Origin of the sequence: Bradyrhizobium sp. SZCCHNR1015 (assembly GCF_032489875.1) — a bacterium.
Taxonomy (GTDB): domain Bacteria; phylum Pseudomonadota; class Alphaproteobacteria; order Rhizobiales; family Xanthobacteraceae; genus Bradyrhizobium.
The window spans coordinates 60780-82423 of record NZ_JAUEYW010000027.1 but is presented as its reverse complement, the minus strand read 5'-3'; the positions used below and the strand labels follow the sequence as shown (position 1 = coordinate 82423).

22 protein-coding genes, 1 tRNA gene and 1 pseudogene are annotated in these 21644 nt (G+C 63.4%); 13 read left to right on the top strand and 11 right to left on the bottom strand.

From position 1 onward, the window contains the following. The first annotated feature begins 659 nt into the window (after positions 1-659). The 9 genes and pseudogenes from QX128_RS32285 (at position 660) to QX128_RS32250 (ending at position 8214) form a co-directional block, all read left to right on the top strand. Positions 660-785 carry a hypothetical protein gene (locus QX128_RS32285; protein ID WP_315803769.1) on the top strand — a complete coding sequence of 42 codons (126 nt, stop codon included), beginning with the start codon at positions 660-662 and terminating at the stop codon, positions 783-785. A gap of 127 nt (positions 786-912) precedes the next feature. Then, entirely contained in the window at positions 913-2487 is a 1575-nt protein-coding gene (locus QX128_RS32280; RefSeq protein ID WP_316239565.1) for a 2-isopropylmalate synthase, read from the top strand. A gap of 290 nt (positions 2488-2777) precedes the next feature. After that, positions 2778-3794: a TRAP transporter substrate-binding protein gene (locus QX128_RS32275; RefSeq protein ID WP_316179869.1), complete on the top strand. Its 1017-nt coding sequence runs from the start codon at positions 2778-2780 to the stop codon at positions 3792-3794. A gap of 121 nt (positions 3795-3915) precedes the next feature. After that, the gene (locus QX128_RS32270) at positions 3916-4482 is read left to right on the top strand and encodes a TRAP transporter small permease (protein ID WP_315752772.1); all 567 of its coding nucleotides are present in this window, start codon (positions 3916-3918) and stop codon (positions 4480-4482) included. Further along, positions 4479-5804 (top strand): TRAP transporter large permease subunit, encoded by a 1326-nt coding sequence (locus QX128_RS32265; RefSeq protein WP_315825214.1) that lies wholly within the window; start codon positions 4479-4481, stop codon positions 5802-5804. The genes QX128_RS32270 and QX128_RS32265 overlap by 4 nt, the downstream gene beginning before the upstream one ends. A gap of 149 nt (positions 5805-5953) precedes the next feature. Then, complete coding sequence (locus QX128_RS32260) at positions 5954-6553, top strand: Spy/CpxP family protein refolding chaperone (RefSeq protein ID WP_316217029.1); 600 nt, start codon at positions 5954-5956, stop codon at positions 6551-6553. Between the two features lie 165 nt (positions 6554-6718). Further along, positions 6719-6794 (top strand) — tRNA-Lys (locus QX128_RS32255). 281 nt (positions 6795-7075) lie between these two features. Next, positions 7076-7201 (top strand): annotated as a pseudogene (locus QX128_RS33280) (IS256 family transposase); the annotation flags it as partial. A 500-nt stretch (positions 7202-7701) separates the two neighbouring features. After that, positions 7702-8214, top strand: a complete 513-nt coding sequence (locus QX128_RS32250; RefSeq protein ID WP_316239564.1) for a glycosyltransferase — start codon at positions 7702-7704, stop codon at positions 8212-8214. Positions 8215-8374: 160 nt separating this feature from the next. On the opposite strand, the gene QX128_RS32245 is transcribed toward QX128_RS32250, so the two are convergent. Both QX128_RS32245 and QX128_RS32240 read right to left on the bottom strand, forming a co-directional pair. Next, the gene (locus tag QX128_RS32245; protein ID WP_316179876.1) at positions 8375-9700 is read right to left on the bottom strand and encodes an ATP-binding protein; all 1326 of its coding nucleotides are present in this window, start codon (positions 9698-9700) and stop codon (positions 8375-8377) included. Continuing rightward, a complete protein-coding gene (locus QX128_RS32240) occupies positions 9697-10359 on the bottom strand; it encodes a response regulator transcription factor (RefSeq protein WP_315803763.1) in 663 nt (220 codons plus the stop codon). The genes QX128_RS32245 and QX128_RS32240 overlap by 4 nt, the downstream gene beginning before the upstream one ends. Before the next feature lie 168 nt (positions 10360-10527). On the opposite strand from QX128_RS32240, the gene QX128_RS32235 reads away from it, so the two are divergent. The 4 genes from QX128_RS32235 to QX128_RS32220 all read left to right on the top strand — a co-directional run bounded on the left by QX128_RS32235 (position 10528) and on the right by QX128_RS32220 (position 14850). Beyond that, on the top strand, positions 10528-10932 hold the full coding sequence (locus QX128_RS32235; protein ID WP_316179878.1) for a PepSY domain-containing protein: 405 nt from the start codon (positions 10528-10530) through the stop codon (positions 10930-10932). Between the two features lie 238 nt (positions 10933-11170). After that, positions 11171-11641 (top strand): DUF2271 domain-containing protein, encoded by a 471-nt coding sequence (locus tag QX128_RS32230; protein WP_315803761.1) that lies wholly within the window; start codon positions 11171-11173, stop codon positions 11639-11641. Positions 11642-11648: 7 nt separating this feature from the next. Further along, positions 11649-13862, top strand: a complete 2214-nt coding sequence (locus QX128_RS32225) for a PepSY domain-containing protein (protein ID WP_316239563.1) — start codon at positions 11649-11651, stop codon at positions 13860-13862. Beyond that, complete coding sequence (locus QX128_RS32220; protein WP_410053201.1) at positions 13843-14850, top strand: FAD:protein FMN transferase; 1008 nt, start codon at positions 13843-13845, stop codon at positions 14848-14850. The genes QX128_RS32225 and QX128_RS32220 overlap by 20 nt, the downstream gene beginning before the upstream one ends. 159 nt (positions 14851-15009) lie before the next feature. Here QX128_RS32220 and QX128_RS32215 read toward each other — a convergent pair whose 3' ends face one another. From QX128_RS32215 to atpD, 9 genes are read right to left on the bottom strand one after another with little or no spacing between them, the layout of a single operon-like run. Further along, positions 15010-15861 carry a F0F1 ATP synthase subunit gamma gene (locus tag QX128_RS32215; protein ID WP_316179881.1) on the bottom strand — a complete coding sequence of 284 codons (852 nt, stop codon included), beginning with the start codon at positions 15859-15861 and terminating at the stop codon, positions 15010-15012. Between the two features lie 3 nt (positions 15862-15864). Further along, entirely contained in the window at positions 15865-17397 is a 1533-nt protein-coding gene (locus QX128_RS32210; RefSeq protein WP_316239561.1) for a F0F1 ATP synthase subunit alpha, read from the bottom strand. Then, positions 17394-18110 carry an ATP synthase F0 subunit B gene (locus QX128_RS32205; RefSeq protein WP_315803756.1) on the bottom strand — a complete coding sequence of 239 codons (717 nt, stop codon included), beginning with the start codon at positions 18108-18110 and terminating at the stop codon, positions 17394-17396. The genes QX128_RS32210 and QX128_RS32205 overlap by 4 nt, the downstream gene beginning before the upstream one ends. A 27-nt stretch (positions 18111-18137) precedes the next feature. After that, positions 18138-18383: a F0F1 ATP synthase subunit C gene (locus QX128_RS32200; protein ID WP_315803755.1), complete on the bottom strand. Its 246-nt coding sequence runs from the start codon at positions 18381-18383 to the stop codon at positions 18138-18140. Further along, complete coding sequence (locus QX128_RS32195) at positions 18380-19066, bottom strand: F0F1 ATP synthase subunit A (RefSeq protein WP_410053202.1); 687 nt, start codon at positions 19064-19066, stop codon at positions 18380-18382. Before QX128_RS32195 ends, QX128_RS32200 begins: the two co-directional genes overlap by 4 nt. Further along, positions 19066-19356, bottom strand: coding sequence for an ATP synthase subunit I (locus QX128_RS32190; RefSeq protein ID WP_315803753.1), 291 nt, complete (start codon positions 19354-19356; stop codon positions 19066-19068). Before QX128_RS32190 ends, QX128_RS32195 begins: the two co-directional genes overlap by 1 nt. Then, entirely contained in the window at positions 19353-19649 is a 297-nt protein-coding gene (locus QX128_RS32185) for an AtpZ/AtpI family protein (RefSeq protein ID WP_316217026.1), read from the bottom strand. Before QX128_RS32185 ends, QX128_RS32190 begins: the two co-directional genes overlap by 4 nt. Then, positions 19649-20071, bottom strand: coding sequence for a F0F1 ATP synthase subunit epsilon (locus QX128_RS32180; RefSeq protein WP_316179884.1), 423 nt, complete (start codon positions 20069-20071; stop codon positions 19649-19651). The genes QX128_RS32185 and QX128_RS32180 overlap by 1 nt, the downstream gene beginning before the upstream one ends. Continuing rightward, entirely contained in the window at positions 20068-21495 is a 1428-nt protein-coding gene (atpD, locus tag QX128_RS32175; RefSeq protein ID WP_316239559.1) for a F0F1 ATP synthase subunit beta, read from the bottom strand. Before atpD ends, QX128_RS32180 begins: the two co-directional genes overlap by 4 nt. Positions 21496-21644: the final 149 nt, after the last annotated feature.

Below are 21644 nucleotides of genomic sequence, written 5' to 3'. Positions count from 1 at the left end.
CAGCGACGGGCGGTTGGTCAGAACCGCCCGTTCGCACATTCTGGCAGGTTTCGAACACACAAGAGCGCGAAGTAAGCCGTAAAGCCGTTTTGCGCAGGGAAGGCCGGGTTGTCCTGGCCGAGCCTGTGGTTCCTGCCCCGTGCACTTCTTTCCGCACGGGGGCCGCGGGTGTCGGCAGACGCCCGGCCTTCCCTGCACCCTCGATTGGCGAGGGGCGATGCTGATGATCAGCCTGGGCACGATGGTGTCGCGGGAATGATGAGGTGCGTGCCGATGCAGATGTTGACGCCGCCAACCACACCCTCACCGTCATCCCGGACAAGCGCGCGGTCACGCGCGCGCAGATCCGGGATCCATAACCCCAGGGAGACCTGTGAGGCACAATGGCCGCTCCATCCCGCCCAGCCAGATCCGCCGCGGCGTATGGATCCCGGGTCAGCGGCCACCAACGCTAGCGCGTTGGCGGCCTTGCCCGGGATGACATCGTTGATGTGGGGAGCAGCATGGGCAGAAGTCCCCAATACGTCACCCCTTCTGACCCTTATTCGGCGTTGCGAGGCCCTCCCATTCCCGGTAAAAGTGCTGTCGAGGGCACCTCGGCAACACTCCATCAATGGTTTTGCCGCACCATTTTCGTGTCTTCGCAAAAGGGTTTGGCAATGCTGATTCGCAGCGCAGAGATCGAGGCCATCGCCGGGGCAGACGCCCGGTCGATCGCGCTCGCCCCGCTGCCGGCTCGCGGCCTGACCGGCGCGCTCGAGCTTCTGCTTCTTAGCTGCCCCTGAGGGCCGGCTGGGCGGGATGCGCCTGGGCACTCAGGGGGCTGCTTCGACACCGAAACACCCTTCAGCGCCCAATGTTCAGAGATCCTGACCGACAAGCGCACCACCCGACAAAATTCGAGGAAAGCCAATGTCCGATCCCGTTCAGTCCGACAAGGACCGCGTCGTCATTTTCGACACCACCCTGCGCGACGGCGAGCAGTGCCCCGGCGCCACCATGACGTTCGAGGAGAAGCTCAACATCGCGGCGATGCTGGACGACATGGGTGTCGACATCATCGAGGCCGGCTTCCCGATCGCCTCCGACGGCGACTTCGAGGCCGTCAACGAGATCGCGAAGCGCTCGAAGAACGCGGTGATCTGCGGCCTGTCGCGCGCCGGCGCCAAGGACATCGACCGCTGCGCCGAGGCGATCCGCCCGGCCAAGCGCGGCCGCATCCACACCTTCCTGTCCACCTCGCCGGTGCACATGAAGTACAAGCTGCAGATGGACCCGCAGCAGGTGTTCGAGCTGGTGGTCTCCTCGGTGACGCGCGCGCGCAATCACACCGACGACGTCGAGTGGTCGTCCGAGGACGGCACCCGCACCGAGTTCGACTTCCTGTGCCGCTGCGTCGAGGCCGCGATCAAGGCCGGCGCCACCACCATCAACATCCCGGACACCGTCGGCTACGCCGTGCCGGAAGAGTATTACGACCTGTTCAAGCGTGTGCGCGAGAGCGTGCCGAACTCCGACAAGGCGGTGTTCTCGGTCCACTGCCACAACGACCTGGGCATGGCGGTCGCCAACTCGATGGCCGGCGTGCGCGCCGGCGCCCGCCAGATCGAATGCACCATCAACGGCATCGGCGAGCGCGCCGGCAACGCGGCCCTGGAAGAGGTCGTGATGGCGATGCGCGTGCGCAACGACAAGCTGCCGTTCTGGAACAAGATCGACACCACGCAGCTGACCCACGCCTCGAAGGTGGTGTCGGCGGCGACCTCGTTTCCGGTGCAATACAACAAGGCGATTGTCGGCCGCAACGCGTTCGCGCATGAGAGCGGCATCCATCAGGACGGCATGCTGAAGAACGCGCAGACCTACGAGATCATGCTGCCGGAGACGGTCGGCGTGAAGCAGACCTCGCTGGTGATGGGCAAGCATTCCGGCCGCCACGCCTTCGTCCACAAGCTGGAGGAGATGGGCCACAAGCTGTCGAGCAATCAGGTCGAGGACGCCTTCGTCCGCTTCAAGGCGCTGGCCGACCGCAAGAAGCAGATCTACGACGAGGACATCGAGGCGCTGATCGACGAGGGCATGGTGAGCGCCCATGACCGCATCAAGCTGTTGTCGCTGTCGGTCATCGCCGGCACCCGCGGTCCGCAGCGCGCCACCATGAAGCTCGACGTCGACGGCGTGACCAAGATCGAGGAGAGCGAAGGCAACGGGCCGGTCGATGCCGTGTTCAACTGCATCAAGTCGCTGGTGCCGCACGAGGCCAAGCTGGACTTGTACCAGGTCCATGCCGTGACCGAGGGCACCGACGCGCAGGCCGAGGTCTCGGTGCGGCTGTCGCAGGACGGCCGCTCGATGACCGCGCGCGCGGCGGATCCGGATACGCTGGTGGCCTCGGCCAAGGCCTATCTGGGGGCGCTCAACAAGCTGGTCATGAAGCGCCAGCGCGACGTGGCGCAGGGGCAGGGCGCGACGGCGGCGGCGGGCTGATCGACAACGTCATTCCGGGGCAGCCGCGAGAGCGGCTGAACCCGGAATCCGGAGCTTGGTTTGCATCCTGCTCTGGCCATATCGAGGTTCCCCGATGCGCAAATTGCGCATCTGAGGTTCGGCGCTTCGCGCCGCCCCGGACGACGCGAGGATGGTGCGTTGCAGCACGGGAATCCCCGGCTCTGCGGCTAACGGTCAATGGCATTCCGGCCGGCGACCCGCTAACAATGTCCCTGGCATACAAAGCGGGGGCATCATTGCAATGTCCCCCGAAACGTCGGGAGGACACCTTGCACTTCAAGTTTCGCCATGTGATCGCCACCGCCGCCTCGCTCGCGGTGTTCGCGCTGGCCGGCCCGGCCCTGGCCGCCGACAATCCGATCGTGATCAAGTTCAGCCATGTGGTGGCCTCGAACACCCCGAAGGGCCTCGCCGCCGACAAGTTCAAGGAGCTGGCCGAGAAGTACACCGACGGCAAGGTCAAGGTCGAAGTCTACCCGAACTCGCAGCTCTATAAGGACAAGGAAGAGCTCGAGGCGCTGCAGCTCGGCGCGGTGCAGATGCTGGCGCCGTCGAATTCCAAGTTCGGCCCGATCGGCATCAAGGAATTCGAGGTGTTCGATCTGCCCTACATCCTGCCCGACCTCGCCACCCTGCGGAAGGTCACGGACGGCCCGCTCGGCGCCAGGCTGCTGAAGCTGCTCGAGCCCAAGGGAATGATCGGGCTGGCCTACTGGGACAACGGCTTCAAGCAGATGAGCGCCAACAAGAAGCTCGTCGATCCCGCTGACTACAAGGGCCTGAAGTTCCGCATCCAGTCCTCGAAGGTGCTGGATGCGCAGTTCCGCACGCTCGGCGCGATCCCGCAGGTGATGGCGTTCTCGGAAGTCTACCAGGCGCTGCAGACCGGCGTCGTCGACGGCCAGGAGAATACGCCCTCGAACATCTATACCCAGAAGATGCACGAGGTGCAGAAGTACATCACGCTGACCAATCATGGCTACATCGGCTACGTCGTGGTCGTGAACAAGAAGTTCTGGGACGGCCTGCCGCCGGATATCCGTGCCGCCTGCGAGAAGGCGATGAAGGAAGCGACCGCCTACGGCAACAGCCAGTCGGCGAAGGAGAACGACGACGCGCTCGAGGAGATCCGCAAGTCCGGCAAGAGCGAGCTGGTCAAGCTGACGCCGGCCCAGGACGAGGCGATGCGCAAGGCGATGATGCCGGTGTACAAGGACGTCGCGGGGCGCGTCGGCCAGCCGCTGATCGACGAGTTCCTGAAGGAGACGCGCGGCTCGACCAACTGATGGCGTGAGGCGAGCGGTGCGCGGGCCATGGTCCGCGCACCGAGGGGGCGACGCACTCGGCGCGCAAGAAGGCAGACGGCGCAGCCAAGCGCCGCGGACGTTTGATTGTGGGGGAGGGGACTTGGGCTTTCTATTGCGCATCCTCGATCGGCTCGAGGAGATCCTGATCGCATTTCTGATCGCGGCGGCGACCTCGATCATCTTCGTGGCCGTGCTGCACCGCTATCTGGTCGGCGTGCCCTTCCTCTATCCCATCCTGTTTCCGATCGACCTGTCCTGGGCGCAGGAGCTCTGCATCTACATGTTCGTGTGGATGGCGAAGTTCGGCGCCGCCTATGGCGTGCGCACCGGCATCCATGTCGGCGTCGACGTCGTGGTGAACATGATGCGGCCGTCGCTGCGCAAGGTGACGATCCTGTTCGGCCTGCTCTGCGGCGCGCTGTTCACCTCCATCATCGGCACCATGGGCGCCAAGTTCGTCTACGGCCTGTCGCAGACCGACCAGGTGACGCCGGACATGGAGCTGCCGAGCTGGCTGGTCTATCTCTGCATCCCGCTCGGCTCCTATCTGATGTGCTTCCGCTTCCTGCAGGTCGCCTGGCACTATCTCCGCCATGACGAGCTGCCGCATCACGACCACGCCTATGTCGAAGGCGTCGACCCGACGGCGACGGAGGCGCTGCGATGAGCAGCCTCCTCATCTTCAGCCTGCTCATCTTCCTGATGCTGACGGGCATGCCGATCTCGATCGCGCTCGGCCTCACCGTGCTGTCGTTCGTGTTCTTCATGACCAACGTGCCGACCGAATCGGTCGCGCTGAAGCTGTTCACCGGCATCGACAATTTCGAGATCATGGCGATCCCGTTCTTCATCCTCGCCGGCAATTTCCTGACCCATGGCGGCGTCGCCCGGCGAATGATCAACTTCGCGACCTCGATGGTCGGGCACTGGTATGGCGGCCTGGGGCTCGCCGGCGTCATGGCGTGCGCGCTGTTCGCCGCGGTGTCCGGCTCGTCGCCGGCGACCGTGATCGCGATCGGCTCGATCATGCTGCCGGCGATGGTCAAGCAGGGCTTTCCCAAGCGCTTTGGCGCCGGCGTCATCACGACGTCAGGCGCGCTCGGTATCCTGATCCCGCCTTCGATCGTGATGGTGGTCTATGCGGTGGCGACCGGCGGCAGCATCGCGCTCGATCCGGCCGGCCACCGCGTGTCATCGGCCTCGGTCGGCCAGCTCTTCATCGCCGGCGTCATCCCCGGCCTGATGCTGGCGAGCCTGCTCGGCTTCACCACCTTCTACCGGGCCTGGAAGAACGACTACCCCCGGATGCCACGGGCAAGCTGGGCCGAGCGCTTCACGGCCTTCCGCAAGTGCGTGTGGGGTCTGCTGCTGATCGTGATCGTGCTCGGCGGCATCTACACCGGCAAGTTCACGCCGACCGAGGCCGCGGCCGTCAGCGCCGTCTATGCCTTCGTCATCGCGGTGTTCGTGTATCGCGATATGTCGCTGAAGGACGTGCCGAAGGTCTTGCTCGGCTCGGCCAACATGAGCGCGATGATCCTCTACATCATCACCAACGCCGTGCTGTTCTCGTTCCTGATGGCGAACGAGAACATCCCGCAGCAGATCGCCAACTGGATGGCGGCGGCCGGCGTCAACTGGATCGTGTTCCTCCTGGTCGTCAACATCCTCCTGCTGCTCGCCGGCAACGTGATGGAGGCGACCTCGATCGTCTTGATCATGGCGCCGATCCTGTTCCCGGTGGCGGTCAAGCTCGGCATCCATCCGGTGCATCTGGGCATCCTGATGGTGGTCAACATGGAGGTCGGCATGTGTCACCCGCCCGTCGGGCTCAACCTCTACGTCGCCTCGGGCATCGCCAAGATGGGCATCACCGAGCTGACCATCGCCGTCATGCCCTGGCTGCTGACGATGCTGGGCTTCCTCGCGCTCGTCACCTACGTGCCGGAAATCTCGCTGTGGTTGCCGCGCATGCTGGGGATGCTTTGAGGCGCAGACATGAAATGACACCGAATTGCAAAAACAGAAAGGTATTTGAAGCAATTACATCTTCGTAAGGTCGTACACTCTGTCCAAACTGTAAGTTGAAGGTGCGGAACGGCGGGCTCATGCTGATCCGACTTTCCAAGGAGGTTGGCATGAGAAGGTTCACCATCGCCGCTGTCGCCGTGCTCGCCATCGCCGGCTCGACCGCGGTCTACGCCCAGCGCGGCTGGTTTCATGATCACATGCATCATGCGCGCATGAATCCGGAAGATCGCGCCGCCATGCTGGATGCGCGCATCGCTTCCGTCCATGCCGGCCTGAAGCTGACGGCGGACCAGGAGAAATTGTGGCCGCCGGTCGAGAGCGCGGTGCGCGATCTCGCCAAGCTGCGGTTCGACCGCGCCAATGCGCGGATGACCGACGCAGCCCAGGACAAGGACATCGATCCCGTGGCGCGGCTGCGCGAGCGTGCCGATACGATGGCGGTCACCGCGGATGCGATGAAGAAGGTCGCCGACGCTGCCGACCCGCTCTACAAGACGCTCGACGACGGCCAGAAGCGCCGGCTGTCGATGCTCACCCGGCCGATGGGGCGCATGATGGGAACGGACGGTCCGCGCCATCACCGCTGGATGGAGCGCGGCGAGGGCGGCATGGAGGACGGTCCGCGCTTCGGCGGGCATCGCTTCGGCCCGGGACCGATGGGCCACATGGGCTGGTCCGAGGAGGAACGCGAGTCCGGACGGCTCTGAGCGCCGGTTAACGATCCTTCTGATTTCACTTGGGGAAAACCGCCGCCCGCCGGCGGTGTTTCTGCATCGAAAGTGACGAAAAATCGTCATGGATCGCTGGACATCCCGGAATCGCTTTGCTAAACGACCGGCTCTCGCGGAAGGCTTTCTCCGGATGCAAGATCCGGGCGCATAGCTCAGTTGGTAGAGCAGCTGACTCTTAATCAGCGGGTCCTAGGTTCGAGCCCTAGTGCGCCCACCAAGCCTTCCAAAGATGTATGGCAAATCTGCAAAGCCATTCCGACAAGCGGGTCAGCGGCTATTCCGACACGCCGGCTGCTTCTGTTTGCTCCTGCCGCCGCTTCTTCGACCTGAGATCAACTGCTTGCGGGTCCGTTCTGGATAGGTCGGTAGCTGTCGACTTGAGCAGTGGCGGCCCGCGACACGCAGCTCGGCGTCTGTCAGATCGTGGATTGCGGTCGGGTCCCCGGGCGTGGTGTAACTCGGTAGAGCAAAGCCGTTCGCCCGCGCGCTCCCCTTCGCGTGCTCGCGGAGAAGGCCCCGGACACCGATCTTCTGCGCGAGATGATCGGCTTTGCTGCCCATCGCTTGATGGAGATGGAGGACGCCGGGCTGACCGGAGCGGCCAACGCCACGCCGGATGGTCGAGGCGCTGACGGCCGTTGTCCAGGAGGCCTGCGTACACGAGGGCGTTCGACCCGCTCGCGTTCACTTCGTCACATGTATGGCCCAACGCGTCCTGTTGGACGATATCGTTCGGCTCGCGCACGCCGGTGTACGCGGATGGTTGCGAGCCGCCGGCGCCGAGTGATCCTGAGCGGTACGACCTATCAGGAGCTGGCCGCCAACGCGGCCGAGGCCCAGGGGGTGCCGCTTGCCGCCCTGCATTACTTCCCCGTCAGGGCGAACAACCACATCCTGCCGATTCGATTGCCCCCGAGTTTGGTCGAGTCCTTGTGGTCAGTCGCCAAGTGGTCGCACTGGCGCCTATTGAGGCCGGCCTATGATGAACAGCGCCGGGTTCTGCGGCTTCCGGACTCCAGAATTAGCGCCGTGCGCCGTATCGTCGAATCGGGCGCGCTGGAGATTCAAGCCTATGACAAGGTGTTTTTCCCGGACTCGAGGCGCGATGGGGCTGGGAGAGACCATTGGTCGGCACCATGACCTTGGAATCAGCCACCGGCTTCGATGAGTCCGTGATTTCCTGGATCGGCGCCGGCCGCCCCCCAATCTACTTCGGGTTCGGCAGCATGCCGGTCGACAGACCGACGGAGACCGTTGCGATGATCGCAAATGTTTGCCGCGAACTCAGCGAGCGTGCGCTGATCTGTTCGGGAGTCCTGCGGCTTGAAGACACGGTCCCCACGCAGGACGTCATGATCGTGCCTGCGACCGATCACGCCGCTGTCCTGCCGCGCTGCCGGGCCATCGTTCACCATGGCGGCTCCGGCACCACGGCCGCGAGTGTTCGCTCCGGCGTCCCAACTCTTGTCCTCTGGATCGGCGCCGACCAGCCGGTATGGGCGACACGGATCAGACGCCTGGGTATCGGCACCTCGCGTCGTTTTTCGGCAACGACGCAAGCGACCCTTCGCCATGAACTGCGGACCGTTCTGGAGCCGGGATGCCCACTCGGGCGCGCGAGGTGGCCAATCAGATGACGCCGCCGAGCCGAAGCCTAGCGGCTACCGTAGCGCTTCTCGAAGAGCTGGTCGCCACGCGCTCATGATTCGCCCCCCCCGGCCTGCTAATTGGCCGCAATTGCCACGTCCCAATCTGCTCCCAATTTCTCAAAAAATCATCGACTGGCCGCCGATGAACTCACTGCGCGGAAAACCTCGCCTGGAAGCCGCCCTGCGCTCCAGGCAAAGGCGACGTCAGGACGAGCTCGGCACCAACTCCGGAGGCGATGGCTTTTGCGATGGCGAGGCCCAACCCCGAGCCGTCAGCATCAGTGCTGCCGCGCTCGAACGGACGAGACAAGCGTTCCAGCAACTCCGGCGGAACGGCTGTTCCCTCATTTGTAACGGTCAGCACGCCAGTGTTGGAAAGAGTTACAACGACTGGTGCGTGGGACGCTCCGTGCTTGAGGCCGTTCTCAATGAGATTGCGCGCTAGAATGGCAAAGGCATCCGTATCAATATCGAAGAGAACCGGCGTCGCAGGAATGTTGACAGCGAGTCGACCGGCCGCAGCCGGATCGCGCATCATCTCCCCGATGACCAGTTTCAGCACCGATGCTATGTCAGTCGTCTCCTTGCCCTGAAGCCGTCCACCCTCCGCCTTCGCGAGTTGCATCAACTTTTCAGACAATTGCGAAAGCCGCCGCAGCGCCACCTCGATCTGCTGGGCCCGGGTTCGGGCCGCGGTGTCCCTGGTCTCGGCGATGAGGCGTTGCGTCTGCGCGAGCGCGGCAGCCACCGGCGTACGTAGTTCGTGCGCGGAATTGGCCGTGAAACTTCGCTCGGCTTCCAGGGCGCGCCGAAGCTTCTCCAGCAGGCCGTTCACGGCGTCGGCGATCGGCCCGATCTCGGAGGGCAGTCCCGCGGCTGGAACCGGAGACAGGTCGCCGGTGCCGCGCGCTTCAATGTCGCCTCGCAGGCGCCTGACCGGGGTCATCGAAACGCGCACGACGCCCCATACGGCGAGAAGACTGAGGGGAATGAGCAATCCCAGCGGCCAGGCAAGCCCGAGGAGCGCCTGGTTCGCGACCTCGCGACGATGTGTCAGCAGCTCCGCCACCGCGATCGTCATCGTGCCTCGCACTGCAGTGTCGAAGTAGATTCGATGGGTTGGGGTGTCGACAAACCCCATTCTGGAGAAAGGAGGAAAGATCGCGTCATCGGCGCCGTGCGAGCGCAGCAGGACGGTGCCGCGGTCGTCGCGGACCACATAGGTGAAGTACTCGTCGTGCTGCCTGAGCGTGGCGATACGCTGAGACGTGCCGTCTGCCTCACGGCCGAGGATATCGAGCACCGCAAGCGGAAGAATCCGCTGAGCCGTCTCCTCAAGCGCGCTATCGAATACCTCGTTCATTTCGTGACGCAGCCTTTGGCCGGTCACGACGGCTGCAACAATCCAAAGGAGCGCGACGCCAAGCCCGAGCCACAGCGAGATCTGCCACTGCAGACTACGCGGTCCTTTCATGAGGCGATTCCCAGCCGATAGCCGAGACCTCGCACGGTCTCAATGACGGCGTGTCCGAGCTTCTTGCGAAGCCGGCTGACATGTACCTCGATGGTGTTGCTCTCGATCTCTTCGCCGAAGGAATAGAGCCGTTCCTCGAGCAGCGACTTGGACAAAACCTGTCGCGGACGCTGCAAGAAAGTCTCGAGCAGCACCCATTCCCGCGCCGTCAGGGCGATGTTCTTTCCTGCACGCGCAATCGACCGAGCGGCCAGATCGATCTGAAGATCGCCAATTCGGATCAGCGGGTTCGGATTGCCGGCATAGCGGCGAGCGACGGCATTCAGCCGCGCCGTAAGCTCCGAAAGATCGAAGGGCTTGATCATGTAATCGTCTGCGCCGGCGTTGAGCCCTTCGATCCGGTCGGACAATTGATCGAGCGCCGTCAGGATGATGACCGGCGTCACGTCGCCCTTGGCGCGTCGATCCCGCAGCAGTCCGATACCGCGGCCATCCGGCAGCATCAGATCCAGGAGCAAGAGGTCATAGGCCGCGGTGTCAAGATATTCCCTTGCCGCATCCAGGCGGGTCACCCAGTCCACGGAATGGCCATCCGACACAATCTGGTCGCGTACTGCCGCCCCCAGAATCGTGTCGTCTTCGATCAGCAATATCCGCATCGGGTCATTCCGCCCAGCCCGTCGACCTGTAAGCGATAATCATAGAGGAGATCCTGACGTTGACCTGAAGCAAAAGTCGCGGCGTCTTCAGGTCAACGTCAGGAAACCGGCTCAAGAAGAAGACGGGCAGGAGCCTTGAAGCGGGAGCAAGAGAACGTGAACAGGACAATGTTGATTGCCGCCATTCTGCTGGGGGCGCTGACGCCCGGCATGGCGCTGGCCGATGATGACGATTGCAACGTGCCCATGGCGCAGTGGCAGCCGCGCGAAGCGGTCGAGCAGATGGCGAAGGCGCGCGGCTGGACCGTGCGCAGAATCAAGATCGACGATGGATGCTATGAGATCAGGGGACAGGACGAAGCCGGTCGCGCCATCGAGGCAAAGATTGATCCTGCATCTCTGGCTGTGATCCGCGTGAAGCAAAAGCGCGGAGAGCACGACAAGGATCATGATCAAGGTGACCGAGAGCGGCGAGGCGATCAGTCGGGACCAGGACGAGCAGCCGCGCCTACGGCGCCGCCCACCAACGGACTTATTCAGGGCGGCGCGGCTCCCAAGGTCCAGGTTCAATAACGGTCCGGAAGCCGCGAGCATCCTGGGACGCAAAAGGCCGGCCTGACTGACGGACGTCGCCTGAATCGAGTGAACGCGACATCGCGTTCAAGCGCGCCCCGCCTCGTGCGGGGCGTTTTCTTTTGGGGAGAGCGCCAACCTGACGACAACCTGAAGCAGAATCGGATCGACCTTCAGGAGCACGTCAGCCGCGCCATTCAGTTAGGGCGCGATAGAAGCGCCACTGTCGGAGACAAAAATGAAATCGATGATTGCCGCCCTTGCCGTGACCACCGCGCTGACCGCCCCCGGGCTGGCCATGGCGCGACCTGTCACGTTGACCACGACGCTTAATAACTACGGCGGGAACGGCGCGTATTTGGCGCTTTACGTCACCGACGCGACCGGAGCTTACAAAGGCACGCTGTGGATGGCTGGCTCCAAGTCCAAATATTACAGCCATCTCAGCGGCTGGGAGCGCAGTTCTCGTGGAAACCTTGCAGATATCAACGGCATCACCGGCGCAAGCGTCGGAGCCGGCCGTACGCTGAAGATCACGCTCGATCTTGCGGATGCGCTCTTCGATGCGGGCTACAAGCTGCATATCGACGCCGCCGCCGAGGACATGCGCGACAGCCCGTCCGAGGTGGTGGTTCCGCTGACATCCGCGGGCGCGGGCCGGCCGCTGGCAGGGCGCAGCTACATCCGCTCGTTCACTTACGACAAGTAGCCTTGGGATGGGTGTGATGCTGCGCTTGATTCATAGGGGCCTGGCCCTTGCCGTCGTCCTGCCGCTGATGGTGCTTGTCCTAAGCGGCGCGGTGCTGTCGGTGATCCCGGCTTGGGAAAGAGCTGGGGCGATATCGCCAGACAGCATGAGCGTCGCCGACCTCGCCGGCCGGATCGCCCACAGATATCCTGGCGTCGAGCAGATCAAGCGACTGACCTCCGGCAAAATCATCGCCTTCTACTCCGGAACAGCCGGCCCGGCCGCGAGCGTGGTGGACCCTTCCAGCGGCAAGCCGGTTTCGGACTACGTGCGCTCCCCGTTCGAGCGCTGGATGACAAACCTGCACCGCTCGTTCTTTCTGAGCGATGGCGGACGCATGGCCGCAGGCGCGAGCGCATTCGCCATGCTTGTCCTGGCGCTGTCCGGTCTGCAGATGACGGCCCGGCGCATGGGAGGGTGGCGGCATGTTCTCGGCCGCTCCCGTGGCGGCGGCATGCAACGCCTGCATACCGATCTCGGTCGGCTGGCGGCCGTCGGGCTCGTGCTGTCGGCGATGACAGCGCTTTATCTGTCGCTCACGACGTTCGGACTGATCCCGGACGGCACGGCGCAGCTGTCCGCATTCCCGAGCGTGACAAGCAGCGGCCCGGCTCTTCCGGTCGAGCAAATCGAGGCTTTGCGTGGCATCGATCTTTCTCAACTGCGTGAATTGACGTTTCCCAACGCCGCGAATCCGAACGATCTCTTCCATCTGGTCACCGCTGCAGGCGAGGGCTACGTCGACCCGGCCAGCGGAGAGATGCTGGGCTGGCAGGACAATTCGGTCGCCCGGCAGATCTACGAATTCATCTACATGCTGCACACCGGCCAAGGGCTCTGGTGGCTTGGGTTGCTGCTCGGCGTCAGTGCCCTCGGTGTGCCGGTGCTCGGGTTGAGCGGAGCCGTGGTGTGGTCGAGCAGGAAGCACGCTCACGCTCCCATCACCGACAACGTTCCCGCCAAGGAAGCCGACACCGTGATCCTGGTCGGCAGCGAAGGCGGCAGCACATGGGGCTTCGCCCGCACGCTGCATGCCGCGCTGACGGCCAACGGGCACAGGGTTCACGCTGCTCCAATGGACAGCTTGTTGCGATCCTATCCGTCGACCCAGCGCATGTTCGTGCTGACGGCAACCTATGGCGACGGCGCAGCGCCGGCGACAGCCGGCGCATTCCTCAAACGCCTCGACGCGATCACCACGCCACCGCCGTTTCCGGTCGCAGTCCTCGGCTTCGGTGATCGGCAGTTCCCGCAATTCTGTCAATTCGCCCGCGACGTCGAGGCGGCCCTGGCGCGTAAAGGCTCGCGATCGTTGATTCCGCTGGACACGATCGACCGCCAGTCTGCGCAAGAGTTTGCGCGGTGGGGCAAGGCCCTGTCGGACGTCATGGGTGAGGACCTTGTGCTGATCCATGTGCCGGAGCGGCCGCGTACTGATATGCTGACGCTCATCGAACGCATCGATTACGGCGCGGAGGTGCAGGCGCCCACCTGCGTGCTGCGCTTCGCGCTGCCAGGACGCGGCATGTTCGCGCGCCTCATGGGGCATGGCTGGCCGCGCTTCGCCGCAGGCGACCTGATCGCGGTTCTGCCGCCAGACTGCAACTTGCCGCGCTACTATTCGTTGGCAAGTTCGACCCGTGATGGCTTCGTCGAGATCTGCGTCCGCAAGCATCCGGGCGGACTTTGCTCTGGTCTGCTTCACGGCCTTCAGCCGGGCGACAAGATCGAGGCCTTCGTGAAGGCAAATCCCGCTTTCCGTCCGGCACATGGACGAAAGCCGGTGATCCTGATCGGCGCTGGCACCGGCATAGGTCCGCTGGCAGGATTTGTTCGTGCCAACGGCGGGTGCCAGCCGATGCATCTGTATTTCGGCGGGCGCGATCCAGCCTCTGACTTTCTCTATGAGCGCGAAATCGATGACTGGCTCGGTGAGAAACGATTGACGAGCCTCACCACTGCCTTCTCGCGCGTGAAGGGCGGCGGCTATGTGCAGGATCGCCTGCGCGGTGACGCGGATCGCCTGCGCGCGCTCATCACCAACGGAGCACAGATCATGGTCTGTGGCGGGCGCGACATGGCAGCGGACGTCATGCAGGCGGTGGCGGAGGTATTGGCGCCCCTGGGTCTGACGCCTGTCGCACTCAAAGCCCAAGGGAGGTATGTTGAAGATGTCTACTGACCTGCACCGTCATGTATTGAGCGGCGCCACCATGGGAACGCGCTGGTCGGCGCTGCTCTATGCACCGCCGTCGACCAATCTTGCCGCGCTGGAAACCGCATTGGCTCACGCCGTCGATTGCGTCGACCATCAGATGTCCACATGGAAGCCGGACAGCGACCTGATGCGTTTCAATGCAGCGTCGCCGGGCACCTGGGAATCCTTGCCGATTGAACTCATGCGGGTCTTGGAGCGGGGAGTTGCAATCGGACGCGCCTCGGACGGAGCCTTTGACGTCGGGCTCGGAACTCTCGTGAATGCCTGGGGTTTCGGACCTCCCTGTTCGGCGACAGACGCGCAAGCGCTTCGCGCGGCTCTTCGCGAGCGGCTGCCACCAACCCACACTGTTCTTGAACTGGATGTGCCGGAACGAAGGGCGCGCAAGCACAGCCACTTCGCCCTCGATCTTTCGGGTATCGCCAAGGGTTTCGCCGTGGACGAGATGATGCGCGTGGTCGAGTGCTTCGGCGTCTCCAATGCGCTGCTCGGTCTCGATGGAGAGTTGAGAGCGCGAGGCGCCAAGGCAGACGGATCCTCGTGGCGAGTAGCGGTGGAAGCGCCTGACTATGAACTACGCGGTCCGCTCGGCGTGATCGAATTGCGTGATGCGGCGGTCGCGACCTCGGGCGACTATCGGCGCTGGGTCGATATCGGGCGAAAGCGCCTCTCTCACGCGATGGACCGATCGCGCGGCGGCCCGGTAGACAATGGAATTGCGTCGGTTTCAGTCGTTGCCGCCAGCTGCATGGATGCCGATGCTTGGGCCACTGCGCTCATGGTTCTCGGTCCGGAGCGAGGCAAGGCCCTGGCGCTGAAGCAAGGCCTCGATGCGCTGCTGATCCAGCGGCAAAACGAGACGTTCTCGGAGATTCCTGTCGGTCCCTTGTTCCATGAGCCTCGGGGCGCGCGGCAGGAAATGAGCCGGCACGAACGAGTGCCGGCTTTCTGAAACGGCCGGACGGTGGCGCCGATGTCCCGCCACAAGGATCTCCCGGTGCGCATGGTGGCCATTGCGGGCGAGAGCTCAGGCCGGCCGCCATCTCCACGATGCCAAAGGGGGCCGTTTGATCGCGGGGCCAGTTGTCCCTTTCAAAATGCGTCGTTCATTTCAGCGATCCGCCAGCGCCTCGGCTCCGGCGGCGAGCTCGACGATCTCATTTGTTATCTCTTCCTGCCGGAGCTGCTGCTCACGCTGTCCAAGCGTGACGAGGCGGGTCCCGATGTTGTGCCGGGCTGCCGTCATCGTCATCATGCGTGCCTGGTTTTCGGCTTCATAGGAATGCATGGCTGCCTCGCAAAGCCGGGCATAGACATACTCGGCCGTGAGTCGTTCGAGCAATTCCCGCGGCTCGAGTGTTGTCAACGGCGGCAGAGTCTCGGAGTCACTGGCAAAGCGCGCAAGATCAAGTGGAAGCAGCGAGTAGCGTTCAATCTGGACGCCGACGCCGGAGATTGATCGCGGCACGATCATTTGAACGGTTGATGGCGTACCGCTTGCGATCTGCGCGTACAAGGCGTCGGCGATGTTGTTCGCAAGTGAAGGAACAGCATCCACGTGGCTGGCCATCGGAGTCGACCAGGACGGGTTCAACCCACGCTCGCGGGCGATGACAAGGCCACGCGTTCCAATCAGGAATGTCGTTGCGTTTGCGAGATCGCCCCCTGCAGCGTTCAAAACACGTTCGCTGAATGCGCCGGCGAAGCCCTGTTCCGCGCAAAAGAGGATCACGCCGGTTGTCGCTCTTCTTCTTTCCGGCAGATGTCGAAAATCTGCCGGCAGCAGCGTCAGGGCCTGTCCGATGGCCCGGGAAACGACAGCGCTGTAGGAATCGATGCCGTCAAGGAGGGAGCGTGCTCGCTGCGCGCGCGACGCGGCGATGCCGCGCAAGGCAGTGACCACGGCCTCCAGTTGGCGGACGTTCTGGATTTGGACCGAGATCTCAGCGAGCCGTTCCACCATCATTCAGATCCGATCGGCGCGCGGTCGCGCACACTTGGCGGCAAGCCCCGTGAGCGCCGCTGTCATGGCTGCTCTCTGCGGGTCATCGAGTTCGCCTGTCCGCTCGATGGCCGCCACGGCCTCCTTTGCCTCCTTGTCGATCCAGGACGAGAGTTCGGTGCGAAACCTTGCGATGTCGTCCAACGCCACGCGGTCAAGAATGCCGGTCTGCAGCGCCGTGACGAGCGCTACCTCGTCCGCCAAACGAACCGGCGAATATTGTGGCTGGGCCAGGATGCTCCGGATGTGTCGCCCGCGAGCGATCTTGTCCTTGACTTGGGTGTCGGTCACTCCGCCAAAGCGCGTGAACATTTCCAGTTCCAGAAATTGCGCGTAGTCGAGGCGCAGAGCGTGTGCGGCTTCGCGCAAGGCTGGAGCCTGAGTCTTTCCACCCACTCGGCTGACGCTTGTGCCGACATCGACGGCCGGCTTGTGACCTTCGTGGAAAAGACGCGCATCGAGAACGATCTGGCCGTCGGTAATCGATATCAGGTTGGTCGGAATGTAGGCGCTGAGATTCCCACCATCGAGTTCAGCGATGGGCAGCGCGGTCAGCGAACCTCCCCCGGCCGCCTTGGAAAGCTTTGCCGCCCGCTCCAGCAGCCTGGCATGAACATAGAATACGTCGCCGGGGTAGGCCTCGCGACCGGGCGGTTGGCGCGTCAGCAAGGCGATTTCCCGATGGGTGGCCGCATGTTTCGTCAGATCGTCGATGGCCACCAGCGCATGCTGGCCACGGTCGCGGAAGTATTCGGCGATGGTGAAAGCGGCGAAAGGGGCGATCCATTGCAGGCCGGGCGAAGCGGAAGCGCCGGCAACGACGAAAATGCATCGCTCGGGAGCGCCGTGTGTCTGTATCGCCTGTATCGCCCGCTTCACGGTCGACGACTTCTGACCGATAGCGACGTAGACACAAACGATGTCGCTGAACTTCTGATTGATGATGCAGTCGATCGCTATTGCCGTCTTGCCGATTGCGCGATCGCCGATAATGAGCTCGCGCTGGCCGCGGCCGAGCGCGAACATCGAATCCAGCACAAGAATTCCGGTCTGCAGGGGCTCGCTGACAAGGTCGCGATCGATGATCGACGGTGCCGGCCGTTCGATCGGCTCATATGCGCCCGACTCGATCGGTGCTCCGCCGTCCAGAGGACGCCCCAGCGGATCGATCGTCCGGCCGAGCAGAGAAGGTCCGACGGGGACGCGGACCACTTCGCCGCTGCCGTGCACCTGATGGCCCGCCTTGAGGCCTGTGGGGTCGTCGAGCAGGACGCATCCCAGCAGATCGCGGTCGAGCGTGGTGGCGTAGCCGACCTGTCCGTGCTCGAAGCGTACGAGCTCATCAAGACGCACATCGGGCAGGCCTGACACCAATGCGATCCCATCGGCAACGGATTCCACGCAGCCAATCTGCTCGGTTGCCGGTGCAAGCGTCGCAGCATCAACGCGCGCCTCGGCTTCCCGTAGCCAGCTGTCGAGAGGGGCGATGGCCGTCATCGGTCCAGCTCTCTTCGAATGATCTCGAGGTCGGCCTGCCAGTTGTTGCGCACGACGATATTCCGGCCTCTGATTTCGAAACCAGCGATGAGCCTGGAATCGCACGAGAGACGTATCGGTGGCTCACTGCCGAACGCTGCGTGGATCGTCTCCCGCAAGCTGGCCGCCTGCTCGTCATCCAGTTTCGCCGCTGCGACGACGTCGAGCGGGTGAGCCGGATCCGATCCCGCAAGGCGATTGCGCGAGTCCACCGTCAGCCGGCCCAGTTCAGCACCAAGACCATCGAGAAAAGCGGAGAATGCAGCGCTTGCTGGAAGCCGTTCTAGTAGTCGGCGTGCAATCCGCACCGAGAGCTCGCTCGCTCGATCGAGCACAGCGTGCTGCATGGCGATGCGCTCTTTTTCGATCGCGACTGCCGCATCCTTTCGGTGCTGATCGAGCTCGCTCGACAGTTGGGCGAGCGCGGACGCTTTCTCCGCCTCCGCGTCCTTGCGGGCCTGTGCGAGCAAGCGATCGCGCTGCGCGTCGATCCCGGCGCGGAGTGTCGTTGCTTCGGCGCGAAGGTCCCCGGCCTCCTTTCGAGCCGCGTCGGCGTCCGCAAGGAGCTTAGCCGCCTCTTCTCGCCGTTTCGCTACGAGATCGGCGACCGGACGAAAGAAGAACCGGCCCAGGATCCAGATGAGGATGAGGACATTGACGGTCTGGAGCGCCAACGTCCACCAGTCGATATGCATATCGGCCTAATGGATGAAGGGGTTGGCGAACAACACGAGCAGCGCGATGACGAGACAGTAGATTGCCATGGTTTCGATCATGGCAAGACCGACGAAGAGGGTGCGCGAGATCGTCCCCGCCGCCTCGGGCTGCCGGGCGATGGCATCCATTGCTGCGGCGACCGCGCGACCTTCGCCAAGTGCCGGCCCAATCGCTCCAAAAGAGACCGCCATGGCCGCTGCAAAGATGCTGACAATCTCGATCCAGTTCATGATGACTTCCCTTTCGTGGGAGCGCGTCCCTCGTTCAACGCGCTGCCGATGAATACCATGGCGAGAACGGTGAAAATGTATGCCTGAACCGCGCCGGTCAGGAGATCGAGCGCCATGAGCGGAATAGGCACGAGTAGACCGGCAAGGGACAGAACAATGCCGACGACAAAAACACCGCTCATCACGTTTCCGAACAGGCGCACGATCAGCGAAAACGTTCGCGTGAACGTTTCGACGATGTTCAGGGGAACCATGATGAAGGTGGGCTCGGCGAAGGTCTTGAGATATCCGACCAGCCCCCGTGCCCGAACACCGAAGTAGAAGATGGCGACGAACACGATGAGCCCCAGCGCCGCATCTGTTTCAATGTGCGCAGTTGGCGGCTCGACACCGGGGATCAGCGAGCACCAATTTGCCGTCAGAATGAAGAGAAAGAGCGTACCGATCATCGGGACATATGGCGCCGGCGCCACGCGCATGGTCTCGTGGACTTGATTTTCGATGACGTCGACAACCGTCTCGACGATCGCCTGGGCAGCGGTGGGCCGCAGCGAGAGCGAGCGCGTGGCGAGCCAGCCACCCACGCCGAGGATGGCCATGAGCCCCCAGGTCACGACGACGGGCTCGGTGACTGCGACTGGCCCAATCGTGAACACGACCTTTGCGGTCAGGGGTGAACCGATCATCGTCGCGTCTCCGGCCGAAGAAGTCCGTTCCGCGCGGTCAGGAGGCCGAGGGTCCCGGCAAGGAGGGGCATCGCTCCAAACGATTTGGTGACGAGCACCATGGCTCCACCTGTCGCAGCGAAACGAAGCAATTGCAGTCCGAGCGAAGAGAATGGCTGGCCACCGATGAGGAAGCGTACGTTCCATCGCAAGGAGGCGAAATGCAGCAGCCCCAGCAGGCCACCAGCACCAATCCAGCCAGCTGCCTCAGCAATGAAGAGATAGTCGTGCATGACGGCATGGCTCATTGCTGATGCATCCATCGCCAGGCCGACCAGCAGCCGGCCGCCACCCCGAGCAAAAGGAGCGGCGCGCTCCAGAAGATGCCTGTCCCGAGCCAACGGTCGATCCAGCGGCCGACGAACAGGCCAATCAGCGCAGGTGCGACGATGATCCAGCCGAGCACGCCGATCTGGCCGACAAATCGCACCACCGATGAGTCGCCATCGCTACGCCAAGACTCCCATCGCGCGCGTCGGTCGCGGACCGCCTTGGTCAATCCATCAGGAGTGGGATCGCCGTTCGGCTTCGAACCGACCATCACGAGCCGCCCTCCATCAAACTGCGCTTGTCGGGACGCAGGTAGTGGACGATCTGCCGGATGGCCTTCATCTGCAGTTGGAGATTCTCCGTTCGGGACGCGCGCTCGGTTTCGCTTCGTTTGCGAAATTCATCGAGCACGATCACTTCAAGGCGATCGAGATCGTCGCCGGCAATCGCCTCACGTGTGGCGATGGCGATCTCGGCGCCGCCGGTCACGGAAAGCACGCCCCGCCGCACCGCACAGTAGCGTAGGCGCCTGTCGGCGCCTTGCCAACTGACCACCGAGATGTTCAGAGCAGTAAGAAGGTCGGCATGACCTGCGAGAATTCCAAAGCTGCCGCTGTCGTCCTCGGCGCGGACGCTCGAAACGTTTGCTTCGTCGATCACGATTGCAGTCGGTGTGGTGATCAGGAGCCTCATCTCGCCGGCTCCTCGGACTTTTCCTGAGGCTGCCTGGCCCTCGCGTCGTCGATGCCGCCGATCATATAGAACGAGCTCTCTGTCCACTGATCGCAGTCACCGCCAAGGATCGCCTGACAGCCCTTGAGCGTCTCTGCCAGGGGAACCGAGCGGCCAGGCACACCCGTAAACGCCTCGGTCACGGAAAACGGTTGAGTGAGAAAACGCTGCAGGCGTCGGGCACGTGCAACAGCCAGCCGGTCCTGAGCGCTGAGCTCTTCGATTCCGAGCAGCGAGATGATGTCCTGAAGTTCTCGATAGTGTGCAATCGTCTCGCGCACCTCTTCGGCGATCCGATAGTGCTCGTCGCCAACCACAGTCGGATCAAGCAGGATGGAGGACGAGTTCAAGGGATCGACGGCGGGATACATGCCCTCGGCGGCCATCGTTCTCGACAGCACGATCATGCTGTCGAGATGACTTGAGATCGCGGTCACCGCCGGATCGGTGAAGTCGTCGGCCGGAACGTAGACCGCTTCGATGGCGGTCACCGAGACGCCCGAAACCGAGGCGATGCGTTCGTGCAACGCGGCGACTTCCGTGGCAAGGGTCGGCTGATAACCGACGCGCGACGGCAAGCGCCCGAGCAGGCCGGACACCTCGCTCCCGGCCTGCACGAACCGGAACACGTTGTCCATGAGAAGCAGAACGTTCTGACGCTTCGTGTCGCGGAAGTATTCGGCGATCGTCAGCGCCGTCAGCCCGACACGCCAGCGGGCACCCGGCGGCTCATTCATCTGGCCGTAAACCAGCACGCTGCGATCGAGCACCCCGGATCGGCGCATTTCCAACAGCAGCTCATGCCCCTCGCGGGAGCGCTCGCCGATCCCGGCAAACACGGAAATGCCCTGGTAACTCTGAACCATGGCGTGGATCAATTCCATCACCACCACGGTCTTGCCGACGCCGGCGCCGCCAAACATTGCGGCTTTACCACCCTGCGGAAGCGGCGCCAGAAGATCGATGACCTTGATGCCCGTTTCGAAGATCGCCGTGGCCGGGCTCCGTTCGCCGAGTGGCGGTGCGGGATTGTGAATCGGCGCGCGCGCCAGATCGTCGGGCAATGCGGGGCCGTTGTCCCGCGTGCGCCCGGTCACGTCGAGCAGGCGCCCGAGCACTGCGTCGCCGACGGGAACGCTGATCGGTCCACCTGTCGATTGCACCCGCGCACCCCGTTTCAGACCGGCAGTTGCCTGTAAGGCGACGCCGCGCACCGTCGTCTCGTCCAGGTGGGCCTGAACCTCAACGATCAGGATTTCGGGCAGGTCCCAATCCACCAGAAGCGCGTCGCCTAGCTTGGGGAGCTCGGCGGCGGGGAACTCCACGTCAACCACGGCGCCGCGGACCGCAAGGACCCGGCCTTCTGATTGCAAAGGAAGCGCCATGGTGATCCGTCGGAAAATGTCAGTCTTGCACGTTGCTACCGCGCTGACGGCTCTCAGCCTTGATCAGAATCAACGAGCGACTCCCCCTTTCTTGGGCACACATGATCTTGATCGAACTGCGTCGAACAACGTCAGGGCGTACAACTAGA